Source organism: bacterium, from assembly GCA_024742285.1.
In the GTDB taxonomy this organism is placed as follows: domain Bacteria; phylum Myxococcota_A; class UBA9160; order UBA9160; family UBA4427; genus UBA4427.
On sequence record JANSYR010000012.1, the window covers coordinates 140111 to 152008 of the forward strand.

Annotated in this window: 9 protein-coding genes; 2 read left to right on the top strand and 7 right to left on the bottom strand. The window is 69.3% G+C overall.

All coding sequences use genetic code 11. The annotated features are described in order from the left end of the window. The first annotated feature begins 1 nt into the window (after position 1). Positions 2-991: a hypothetical protein gene (locus tag NXI30_20525; protein ID MCR9096615.1), complete on the top strand. Its 990-nt coding sequence runs from the start codon at positions 2-4 to the stop codon at positions 989-991. On the opposite strand, the gene NXI30_20530 is transcribed toward NXI30_20525, so the two are convergent. The 7 genes from NXI30_20530 to NXI30_20560 form a co-directional block, all read right to left on the bottom strand. Next, the gene (locus NXI30_20530; GenBank protein MCR9096616.1) at positions 988-1440 is read right to left on the bottom strand and encodes a RidA family protein; all 453 of its coding nucleotides are present in this window, start codon (positions 1438-1440) and stop codon (positions 988-990) included. The two genes, NXI30_20525 and NXI30_20530, sit on opposite strands and share 4 nt — an antisense overlap. 24 nt (positions 1441-1464) lie before the next feature. Continuing rightward, positions 1465-1689, bottom strand: coding sequence for a hypothetical protein (locus NXI30_20535; GenBank protein MCR9096617.1), 225 nt, complete (start codon positions 1687-1689; stop codon positions 1465-1467). A 189-nt stretch (positions 1690-1878) separates the two neighbouring features. Continuing rightward, entirely contained in the window at positions 1879-3714 is a 1836-nt protein-coding gene (locus NXI30_20540) for a hypothetical protein (protein MCR9096618.1), read from the bottom strand. 273 nt (positions 3715-3987) lie between these two features. Further along, positions 3988-6168: a hypothetical protein gene (locus NXI30_20545; GenBank protein MCR9096619.1), complete on the bottom strand. Its 2181-nt coding sequence runs from the start codon at positions 6166-6168 to the stop codon at positions 3988-3990. A gap of 156 nt (positions 6169-6324) precedes the next feature. Then, positions 6325-8103 (bottom strand): mechanosensitive ion channel, encoded by a 1779-nt coding sequence (locus tag NXI30_20550; protein MCR9096620.1) that lies wholly within the window; start codon positions 8101-8103, stop codon positions 6325-6327. 123 nt (positions 8104-8226) lie between these two features. Next, positions 8227-9135, bottom strand: coding sequence for an alpha/beta hydrolase (locus NXI30_20555; protein ID MCR9096621.1), 909 nt, complete (start codon positions 9133-9135; stop codon positions 8227-8229). Positions 9136-9166: 31 nt separating this feature from the next. After that, entirely contained in the window at positions 9167-10264 is a 1098-nt protein-coding gene (locus NXI30_20560; protein ID MCR9096622.1) for a MarR family transcriptional regulator, read from the bottom strand. Between the two features lie 144 nt (positions 10265-10408). Between NXI30_20560 and NXI30_20565 the strand changes: the two genes are divergently transcribed. Beyond that, the gene (locus tag NXI30_20565; protein MCR9096623.1) at positions 10409-11869 is read left to right on the top strand and encodes an NAD(P)/FAD-dependent oxidoreductase; all 1461 of its coding nucleotides are present in this window, start codon (positions 10409-10411) and stop codon (positions 11867-11869) included. Positions 11870-11898: the final 29 nt, after the last annotated feature.

The following is an 11898-nucleotide window of genomic DNA, read 5'->3' on the forward strand; positions in this document are numbered from 1 at the left end:
GATGCGCCTCCCGCTCTTTTCACGCCGTACCCTTCCGATCGGGGCCTTCGCTCTCGGCCTCCTGGTCGCGAGCGACGCCCTCGCCATCCAGCTCCTGAGCCGCGTCGCGAACGCGTCGATCCGATCGGGCAACGTCACGCTGACCGACGACAGCGTGTCCGGCTTCGCCCCCGGGCCGGTCGGGTCCACCGGACTCGTCGAAGCCAACGGTGCGAACATCGTCCCCGAGATGCCGCTCATCGATTCCGGCGCGATCACCGACCACGATCTCCCGATCGGCGCGCTCGGCGTGAGCGGTGGCTTCGATTCGATCTCGAACGGTCCCGGCGACAATCGGATCTTCGATTCCGGCGGCGGTGCGAGCGTGAGCTGGTTCGACGACCTGACCGTGACCTCGTCGACGCTCCCGTTCGGGACGCCCGTGGACGTCCGCTTCGTCGTCGATCTGGCCTACACCGCCAGCGCGCAGAGCTCGCTCTCCCTGGCGACGGCGTCCGCCGACTGCACCTCGACCGCCGCAGGCGTCCAGGGGATCGTCCCCGCCGACAACCGCTACTTCGATTCGCTCGAGTTCGGGATCTTCATCCAGAACGGGCTCTTCCTCCCGCCGTACCAGGCCGAGTACACGATCTCGACGACCGTCGGTGCGGTCTTTCCCTTCGGTTTCGCCTGCGACGTGTCGAGCTTCGGTGAGGTCTTCCCGACCGGCCCGCCCAACAACCGGATCAACAACACCGCGAGCGGCTGGTCCGCGCTCGGCGTCGCGATCGGCGCCGAGGTCGTGGGCGCGGACGCCGAGCTCGTCTCGGGGCTGATCGGCGGGCCGTTCCCGGCGGTCTCGGCGTCGGGACCCGCAGCGGCGCAGGCGGCGCTGCCCGTGAACCCGTACGTGGTCCCGGAGCCGGCTTTCGGCGCGGGGCTCTCGCTCGGGGGCCTGTTGCTCGCGGCGACGCGGCGGACGCGGCGACAGGGCGTTCGCGTCGACGGCTAGGGGCCCGCGGCCGCGATGCACTCGACCTCGACCCGGGCACCTGCGGCGAGTCCGTTGGCGCCGAGGGCGCTGCGCGCGGGCAACGCGCCGGGGACGAAGTACCCGACGTAGACTTCGTTGAAGTCCGCCCACTCCGAGACGTCCGCAAGGAAGACGGTGCACTTCACGACCCGGTCCATCGAGGAGCCGTGGCGAGCCAGGACCGCGGCGATGTTGTCGAGGGCCTGCCGCGTCTCGGCCTGGATCCCGCCCGGCACGACCGAGAGCGAGCCGGGGGCGGCCCCGATCTGACCCGAGACGAAGAGCAGCCCACCCGTACGGACGGCTTCGGAGAAGGGCAGGTTCGTCTCGCTCGCGGTGTCGTCCGAAAGGAAGACCGGCTCGCCGGGTGTTCCGGAGCCCGCGCACGCGCAGAGTACGAGAGCGAGTCCGATGAGGGCGCGGGCCATGGCGGGCGATCCTCCCATGCGATCTCAATCCGAGCCGCTGCGCGGCTCGAGCCGGCGACCCGAGAGTGAGTCGATCGACCGGCGGATCCGTTCCTCCGTGCGGTGGATGGCGTAGTTGATGGGGCGCTGCTCGATCTCGCCGTCGACGAGCATCCCGAGGATGCCGATGCGTTCCTCACGGAGGAGCTGCGTGCACTCGGCCTCGTCGATGGCGACGAAGCCGTCGCCGTTCTCGAGTTCCCCGGTCATCTGCGTATTCCTCCGCGGGCAGGATTCGGACGCGCTCCTCCATGCTAGCGCCCGCGAGCGTGTCGCGGTGCACACCGCTTCCGTTCCTGCGTCGCCGTGTCGACCGGACGCCGAACGCACGAGACCCGAGCGACGGCGAGTCTCCTCGCCTCCGCTCGGGTCCGTGGTCGGGTGCGGTTCGCGCGGGCCCTAGCGACGTCCGCGACGCGCGATCCGCGCAAGCGCCGCCGCGGCCCCGAGGAGTCCGAGGCCGAACCCCGGCTCCGGCGCGTCGTAGATCGCCGCTTCCGTGGTCAGGTCCTCGACGTCCGCCGAGACCGTGTTCAGTCCGTCGCTGAGGAAGACCCGGATCATGCCGTCCGCCTTGGCCATCTGGATCTCGGTCGTGTTGACCTCGAACTCGCGGGTGGTTCCGGGCAGCTGCACGGCGAGCGGGACCCAGGTCTCGCCCGCGTCCGGGCTGTAGGCGACGTTCATCATCATCTCCTCGGGATCCGTGTCGGGATCGTCGATCTCGAGCTCGATGATCGTCGTCTCGCCCAGCGCTTCCCCGGGCTGAGGGGATCGGATCTCGATCCGCGGCGACTCCGAGGCCTCGCGCGCGGCCATGAGCCCCTGTCCGTTGTAGATCTCCATGCTCACGATCCGGGCCTCCGGATTCACGGGGACCCTCACCTGGAAGGCACCGAACTCCGTCTCGGGGCCCTGCGGATCCTCGGTGAAGGAAGTGGCGTCGAACTCCTGGACGTATTCCTCGCCGAACTCGTCGACCAGTCGAAGCGTGAACGGACCGCGCTGGAACTCCGGCGGCGTAGGCGGCGACGGCCACGGGTAGCGGAAGATCGGGTTCAGTCGAACCAGCTCGAAGCCACGCGGATCGAAGATGCCCTGGATGACCGCGATGTAGCGGGACAGATCCGGGGCGGTGCACTGGACGGTATGGTCGTCGAGCATCAGGTCGTAGGTCGTCGTGTCGACCCAGGCCTGGTTGCTGAGCAGCCCGGGCACCATGATGTCGTTCCGCTCGAGATCCTTGAGGCGACCGCTGACGTTGTTCGTCGTCGGGTTGCCGTCGAGCCGGGCGGTCACGTCCCAGCCCAGCTCGTCGAGGGTCCGGTTGTTGTGGGAGTAGCCGAAGAGATGGCCGAGCTCGTGGGCGAAGGTCCGCTGGGAGCGGCTGTCCTGCGTGTTGCCCCAGGCCGCGTAGCCGGGAATCGTCGCCCGGCCGTTCCCGGTCGTCGGATTGTCCTTGATCCAGCCGTAGAGGAAGGTCCGGTCGTCGGCCCCGAGGCCGGCGCTCACGATCAGCTGACGGCAGCTCTCGAGAAAGTCCACGAGGGCGGCGCCGTCGGTCGAGCCGTCGATCACGCCGTCGCCGTCCGCGTCGTCCGAGAAGTTGGCCGACGGGAAGAGACCCTGGGTATAGAGACCCGCGTCTCCGTCCTGGAAGGGGAAGATGCCCCGGACGAAGGCGTCACCGACGCCGGGCTCGATCTTCGACGTCTCGGGGAGCCCGAGGCCCCCCGGTAGCCAGTTGACCCGCGTGTAGTAGATCTTCGGGTTGCATCGCCGCTCGAACTCGATGTTCTGGAGCGAGCCCGTGTTGTTTGCGGTGTTGAATTCGCCGACGGCAGGGTCGAGCTCGACGAAGAAGTCGACGTCGGTCGACGGTCCGATGCCCGTGGGCGCCGCCAGCTCGAAGTTCAGCGTGCCGTTCTCGCTCGCGAAGTTCGAGAAGATCGTCGCCGTGATCGGGCCGTTGATCGGTGCGAGGCCCGCGACGGGCGTGATTTCGCTCCCATTCACGAAGACGTGCAGGCGGCCGTTCACGCCCGTCACGGGGACGACCGTGCCGGAGACGTTCACTTCCGCGCGGATGACCGTGCTCCGCTGGGAGATCAGCCTGATCGAGTTCGCGTCGTCCTGGATCGCTTGACTGACCCGGATGTCGCCCACCGAGATGTCGACCTGCGCCTGGGCGGCGGAGGCCATGAGTACGAGGCTGCCTGCCAGCAGGCCGATCACGACCCGCCACCGACCGACGACGGACGTCGGTCTCTTTTTCGATCCGGATTGCACACTTTGCATACGTCACCTCTCCCACCCGTCCGCACCGGCGCGCTCGCTCGCGCCGCCGGGTGGATCCGGGTAGACGATGCCGACGCTCTCCGTCCCGAAGAGGGAGCGCCGACGGATTGCCTTCAGGCTACGAAGCGGGTTCGAGCGGGGCCGTGAAGGCGTTCACAGAGGCGATCGTTTTCTGCTCGCCGGTCGCGCGGCGGGACCTCGGGCCTGCGCCTACCGATCACGCTCGAGCGCTTCCAGGACACGCCGGACTTCTGCGCTCTCGACGTATCCCCCGCGTCGAGCAGCTTCGTCGTGTCGGCGTGCCTTGGCGGGGTCGCGCGGCGTTCCTCCGAGCCCGTCCGCGTAGATGCGCGCGAGGAGTCCGTGCGAGAACGCGAAGTCCTGGGCCGCCGCCTTCTCGAGCCACGGGAGCGCTCCCGACACGTCGACCTGGCCCGTGTCGCCACGGAGCATCCCGTACCCGACATTGTTCTGCGAAAGGGGGAGCCCCGCCTCGGCGGCAACCCGGTAGTACGTCACGGCCCGGGCGAAGTCCACGGGCACGCCTCGCCCGGTGACGTACAGGTCGCCCAGGACCTCGTTCGCTTGCGCTTCGCCCGTTGCCGCCACCTCTCCAAGGAGCCGGTGCGCTCGCTCGAAATCTGCCGTGCGTGGATCCGCGATCCCGTTTCGCACCAGACACAGTCCGACGAGGAGCTTGCCTCGGCGCGAACCCGCTGCGAGGGCACGCTCGGCCCACATGCAGCCTTCCTGGCGGCTCGACGGTCTCGCTTCCCGCATCAGAACTGCGGCCAGCGTATCCATTCCTTCAGGATGTCCGGACTCGGCGGCGACGCGGGCCCATCGGCGCAGCTCCGCCTTGTCGATCCGAGGCGCGAGGCCGCGCGCCTCGAGGCTCACGAGGGCATCCACGGCCAGGGCGTCTCCGCCGCTCGCCGCGAAACGAAGCAGGCGGACGACCTCGGTCCAGTCGGCCTCCGTCGTCGCGACGCGTTCGAGTCGATAGGCGAGCCAACGGGACAACACCACGTTGCCCGAGTTCGCCCCTTCGCGGAGTCGTTCGTCGATCCAGGGGCCCGAGTGCTCCTCGAACACGCCGGCGAATTCGTGGGCGAGGAGACGGTCGAGCGCTGGGATGAATCCCTGTCGGGCGGCGTCCTGGTAGTAGACGCGGGCCTTGGCGAGGTCGTTCGCGTCGATCGCCTCCTCGGCGAGGACGTAGAGCGCTTTTCCGTCGCCGAGCTCGGCGGCGCGCTGCCGTAGCGAGGCGGCCTTCTCGGCGGAGCGTTCGACGCCGCGCCCGAGCTGGTAGTGCAACGCGAGGGCCTCGAGCGCCGCGGGCAGGCCGGACGCTGCCAGGCGTTCGTGAAGGTCGAGCGCTTCCCGGTCCGCGGCCTCGGTCGCCGGCTCCCGCTTCTCGAGGAGCAAGGCAGCGAGGGCCATCATACTGGCCGGGTCGTCTGCGGCCACGCCCTTGCGGTACCAGGCTTCCGCGCGCGCGATGTCCACGCGCCCTCGACCGTCGGCGCCCCCCTCGAAGAGCTGTCCGATCCAGAGGAAGTTCGCGGGGTCGCTCGATGCGCCCGCGAGCTCGAGCCAGCGCAGCGCCCTGGCGTCCGTCTCCGCACCACGATCGAGCAGCCAGAGGACTTCGCCGGCGCGGACACGCGCCCCCGGGTGCCCCTGCGCTGCGGCGAGTTCGTAGAGCTCGATCGCTCTGCGGCGCGATCGAACGGCGCCCTTTCCCAGTTGGTAGCGCCAGCCGAGATTGAACTGGCCCTCGCGATCGCCGAGCTCGGCCGCACGTCGATAGAGTCGAACCGCCTTCGGGTCATCGAGCAGGACACCGGTTCCATTCGCATGAAGGACACCCAGTGCAGAGATGGAAGGAGCGAAGCCCTCCTCGACGTTTCGTTCGTAGAGGCGTGCCGCCTTCCGGGCATCGACGGGGACGCCGCGGCCGAGCTCGTAGATCTTGGCGAGCGCGTGCCGGGCGGGTGCGCTGCCCCGTGCGACGCCTCCTTCGAGCATGCGGCGCGCTTCGTCCGGCGCGTAGTGTCCGAGGGATGGATCGAGCAGAATCGCCGCGAGCTCGGCCTCCGCGGCGTTCCGAAGGGTGCGAGAAGCCGTCTCGTTCGATGCCACGCTTTGAAACAGCTCGACTGCACGCGCCCGCTCGTGCGCGTCGTCCGAGCCTCGGGCGTACACGAGGCCCAGATCGAGCTGGGCGAGGGGGTCGCCTCGCTCCGCGGCGCGTTCCAGGAAGGCTTCGGCCTCCTCGGTGTCTCCGGCGGCGAGCGCGCGCTGCGCACGGCCGTGGAGATCGGCCGTCTGCGTCGCGCAGCTGCTGAGCGCGAGAGCGAAAGCGAATGAGAGCGCCGCAACGCGCATGGATCCTCCCGTCGGCGAGCCGGGTTCGGCTCGGGACCCGCCGCCCAGCCTAGCAACCGGGAGATCGTCTCGATGCGACCGGACGCGCCGAGACGTCGACGTGCTCCGGGGGCAGGGCGGGCGTTCGCGCCAGCCGCGGCGCGCGGATAGGAAGCGCTACCCCTCCGACGCCGTCTCCGCCCGGGCCCCCGCCTCGGCGTAGAAGTGCACGTCGCGCTGCGGGAACGGGATCGACACCCCTTCCCGATCGAAGCGCAGCTTGACCTCGCGGGTGACGTCCCAGTACACGTCCCAGTAGTCGTCGCGGGCGCACCAGGGACGGACGATGAAGTTGACCGACGAGTCGCCGAGCTCCGACAGCTTCACGACGGGCTCGGGATCGCCGAGCACCATGGGATGGTCGGCCACGATCGACGCGAGGATCCCTTCCGCCTTCGGGATGTCGTCGGCATATCCGATGCCGAAGACCAGGTCGACGCGGCGGATGCGCTGGGCCGTGACGTTGGTGATCACGTCGCCCCAGATCTTGCTGTTGGGCACGATCAGGGTCTTGTTGTCGATCGTCAGGATCGTGGTCGAGACGAGGCTCATTTCGTTGACCCTGCCGAAGACGCCGCCGGCGCAGTCGATCATGTCACCCACGTCGTAGGGGCGATAGATCAGGACCATGATGCCCGCGGCGAAGTTGCCGAGGGTGTCCTGGAGGGCGAAGCCCAGGACGAAGCCGGCGATCCCGAGTCCGGCGAGCATGGGGCCGATCTCGATCCCGAGCTGTGAGAGGGCGATCAGGAAGCCCAACGCGAGGACGGCGCCCGAGCTCAAGGAGACGAGCATCCGCTTCAGCAGTTGGGAGAAGCGGAGGTGGGGCGCTTCGACGGCGCGCGCGACCACGCGACGGGCGAGGCGCGAGAGCCAGAGGAAGACGAAGACGATCACGCCGAAGACGATCGCCTGGAAGGCGAGCCCGGGGCCGTTCTCCACGAGCCCCCCGCGCAGATTCGAGATCCACTGACTGATCAAGTCGCCGGCGACGTCCCGGTCGAGGGCGTCGAGCGTGATCTCCCCGCTCGAGGTGACGAGGATCTGCCGGTAGGGCGCGTCGTCGAGGCCGAGGCGCGGCATGAGGTCGAGCAGGGCCTCGAGGCGATCCATCGAGCCTTCCATCCGCGTGCGGATCGCCCACTCGTCGGGTGAGGGGGCGAGTGGCGCGCCGCCCAGATCGGCGCGAGCGGCGAGATCGTCGGCGCGGTCGCGTAGGAGGCCGATCCGGCTCGTGACGAGACGGACCTCGCTCGCGACGCCCGCCGCGAGCCACTCCTGCTTCGCCGGCCGGGCGCCGAGGCGCGAATCGAGCTCGACGAGATCGACGGTGAGGGTGAGGAGCTCGACTTCGGTCTGCTCTGCGCGCTCGAGGCGGTTCACGGCGCTCGCGAGCGCGTCTCCCTCTGCGGTCGCCGACGCGTCACTGAGCTCGCGGATGCGCGCGCGCTGATTCTTCATGTCGAGTCCGAGCTGGGCCTCGGCCTCGTCGAGTCGCGCGAGGAGAGAGGCCTTCTCCCGCTCCGCGGTCGGGTCGTTCGCCGACTCGTCGATCAGCTCGGCCTGCTCCCGCAACGCTTCGAAGGCCTTCATCCGAAGCTCGAGGCCGCGTCTCTCGAGCGCGCGGGCGTCGAAGGCGGAGGCCTTCAGGGCGTCCGCGTCGACGGTGGCCGCCTCGGCCAGGCGGGACCGTCGCGTCTCTTCGAGGCGGTCGAGTCGGTCGCCGAGCGTCTCCGGCCCGCTCTCCTCGGCGGGCGCCGCCTCATCGGCGGCGGTCGCCGCGTTCGGAACCCCGCCCGTGAGCGCCAGCGCGAGGAGGGCGCAGAGGAGCCAGCCGAGACGCACCGGGGGCGGTGCCGCCTTCGTGTGCGATTGCGTCGAAGCTGTTCGTTCCACTCCTTGCGCTCCCTGTGCCGTTCGATCCTGGGTCGCCCTCGCGTCCCGGTTCCGGGACGGGCGTCCGCGGGAGCGTGACACGGCGCGGCCCGACGAGCCATCGCGCGCTGCGGCCCGGTCCGCCTATTCGTCCTCGTCCGGCCAGTGGTCGAGCATCGCGTCGATCAGCTCCTCCGCGGCGCCGAGCCCGCCGAGGTGCCCTTCGCCCGGGCGTCGCTTGAAGACCGCCCCCGGGATCCGCTCTGCGAGATGCTCTCCGTGCTCGACCGGGACGATGTTGTCGGCGTCGCCGTACCAGAGATGGACCGGCACCTCGATCTCGTCGAGGGAGAAGCCCCAATGGCGCCCGAAGAGGGAGGCATCGTGGACGAGCGCCTGCATCTGGCGACGGGCGCCGCGTTGCAGGTCTTCGATGAACATCAAGCGCATGGCGGGGTCTCGGAAGACCTCCCGATCGCCCTCCGGCATGAACCGGGCGAAGGCATCGACCGCCTCGTCGGACCACGGCTCGAGGACGCGGACCAGTCGGGTCAGAACCCTGTTCAGCGGCGACCGCATCCGTAGCAGCAGGTCCGGCGCGAGGCGCACGAGGGGAGAGACACCGCCCTCCGCCGCGTCTTCGCCGACGGAGGGCGCCACGCCGCCGAGCACGACCGCGGCGACGACGCGGTCGGGCATGCGGTGTGCGCAGGAGAGCGCGTAGGGTCCGCCGCCCGAGAGGCCCGCGACGGCGAAGCGGTCGATGTCCTTGGCGTCGCAGAACTGCTCGATGTCTGCGGCCCATTCGCCCACGTTCGTGTAGGCGTGCGGCGTCGAGGCGCCGATTCCCGGGCGCTCGATCGCGAGGATGCGGACGTTGCGCTCGTCGGCGAGCTGTCGCGCGCGGGGTGCGATCTGGCGCCGGGCGCCGGGCGTGCCGTGGAACCAGATCAGGGGACGACCCACGGCGGGGCCGTATTCGGCGTATCCGAGGTCGCGTCCGTCGCTCAGGTGGAACGCGCCCTCGAAGCGGGGCGGGCGGAGTTCGCTCATCTCTCGATGGTCGCCGATGCCGGCCGCTTCGTCATGCGCGGCGAGCGTCCGCGGCGACGCGCAGGAGGTCGCCGAGTCGGCTCGAAGCCTCTGGGCCGAGGTGTTCTACGAGGCGCTCGGCGACGCCACGAAGCTCGGGCTCGCTGGGCGTGATCCGGCCCGTCGCCGCCGCCACCGCCACATCGAGCGTCTCGTCCTCGGCGAGCAGCGTGGCATGGAGGTCCGCCGCCACGTCGCGCAGGTCGCGCCAACGTCGGGTGCCGAGGATCCCTCGGAAGCGTCCCTCGAGTTCGTCGAGCGCGCTGAGCGAGTCCCCGATCAACGTCCGGCCACGGCGCGTGAGAACGACGCGAACGCCCCGGCCGTCGCTCTCGTCGGCTTCGCGGCGCGCGTACCCGAGCGTCTCGATGCTCCGGACCGTCGCACTGGTCGCCTGCCGGCTGACGCCCTGAAGCCGCGAGAGCTCGGAGACACGCGCCCCCTCGTGTCCGATCAACGCGATGAGTCTTGCATGAGAGAGCTGGAGAACGTCGTGTCCTTTCGCGCGCGTCGTCTCACGAAGCTCTTCTTCGACGCGACGGGCGATCAGGGGAAGCACGCCGATCGATCGGCGCGCCGTCTCTCCGAGCGTCGGGTCCGTCTGTTCGTGGAGGCCGAGGTCGAAGAAGACGGACGCGGCGGCGGTGATGAATCGGTCGAGACGGGCCTTTCCGACGCGGTCCGCGTACGCGCTCTGGGCTTCCAGGATCATTCGGACCGCCTCCCGAACGAGTTGTCTCCCTCGGCGGGTCAGTCGCACCTGCTGCGCGCGTTCTCCGTCGACGCGCTCGACGTACCCCGACTGCTCAATCGACTGGACCAGCTTGGTGCACGCCTGGCGGCTGATCGACAGGGCCTGGGCGAGCTGCATCAGGGGGCGCGGTTCGTTCCAGACGAGCGAGAGAACGGGGCCCTGGCTGGCGCGGAGCGGCGCGTATCCGCCCTCGACGGCGAGGCGCGTCACGACCCGTCGTTCGAGATCGTGCGCGATCCCGAGCAGGTGGCGCACCCAGTTGTCGCGATAGCGCTCGACATCCGTGGCGAACGCGGCTCCGGGCCCGGTCGGCGCGTGGGCGGCAGCTCGAGGCATGGCGCAACGGTAACGTGGGTGACACGGAAGGCAACTCGGATTGACAAAGTAATCAGGTTGGGTTTAGTCTCGGGGCGAGCACGATGGAAGTCATCCGCCGGTGCGCGCGGTGCCCGCGCGCGTCGCCCCCGAGGAGCCCGACCGATGTCCCCCGAAACGAACTCCGAACGGACGATCCGCGTCGCGATCGTCGGCGCCGGCCCCGGTGGCCTCTGCATGGGCATCCGTCTCAAGGAGGCCGGCTTCGAAGACTTCGCGATCTTCGACAAGGCCGAGGGCGTGGGGGGAACCTGGTTCCACAACCGCTACCCCGGATGCGCCGTCGACCTGCCTTCCTTCCTTTATTCCTTCTCGTTCGAGAAGAAATACGACTGGCCGCGGCCCTACGCCCCGCAGTCCGAGCTGCTCGAATACATGGAAGGGGTCGCGGATCGGTACGGCCTGCTTCCGCACTGTCGTCTCGGCAACGGGGTGAAGCGACTCGCGTGGCTGGAAGACGAGGCGGTCTGGCGGCTCGAACTCGACTCGGGAGACGTGCACGAGGCCGAGGTCGTCGTCTCGGCCGTCGGGATGTTCAACGACCTGACCTATCCCGAGATCGAGGGGCGGGACGCGTTCGAGGGTGTCGCCTTCCACTCGGCGCGCTGGGACTGGGACGTGCGGCTCGCGGGCAAGCGGATCGGCGTGATCGGGAGCGCGGCCAGCGCCGTCCAGCTCGTGCCCGAGATCGCGAAGGAGGCCGAGCAGGTCCACGTCTTCCAGCGGACGGCGAACTGGGTCCTCCCGAAGGACGACCAGCCCTATACGGAAGAGCAGCTCGCGGCCTTCGTCGCGGACCCGACGCTCCTCGATGCCCAGCGCGACGAGGTCTACCGCTCCGTCGACGAGGGGATGACCTTCGGCGACACCGCGCAGCTCGCCGAGATGGAACGGATCGGCATGGAAGCGCTCGAGCAGGTCGAGGATCCGGTCGTGCGCGAGAAGCTGCGGCCCCAGCACCCCTACGGCTGCAAGCGCCCGCTGCTCTCGAACGAGTTCCTCCCCGCCTTCAATCGACCGAATCTCGAGCTCGTGACCGAGCCGATCGAGTGCCTCACCAAGTCCGGCATCCGGACCACCGACGGTCGCGAGCGCGAGGTCGACCTGATCGTGTATGCGACGGGCTTCTCCGCGACGAAGTACCTGTCCGCTCTCGACGTGACCGGGCGGGACGGACGGCACATCGACGAGGCCTGGGACGACGGTGCCCACGCCTATCTGGGAATCACGACGGCGGGCTTCCCGAACCTCTTCATGCTCTACGGGCCGAACACCAACAACGGATCGATCCTCGAGATGATCGAGCACCAGACGAACCACGTGCTTCGTCACGTGGAACGGCTCGCCGCATCCGATCTGCGATGGGTCGACGTGAAGCCGCAGGCCCAGGAGGCCTACAACGCGAGGATCCAGCAGGCGATCGCGGGTGTTTCGGTCTGGAACCACGAGGTGAACGGCTACTACCGTTCGGCGTCGGGGCGGGTCGTGACCCAGTGGCCCTTCTCGATGACCGAGTTCAAGAACATGACGGAGACGATCGACCCCGACGCCTTCGACGTCGGTTAGGCCGGATCGAGCGATACGCGCGAGATCAG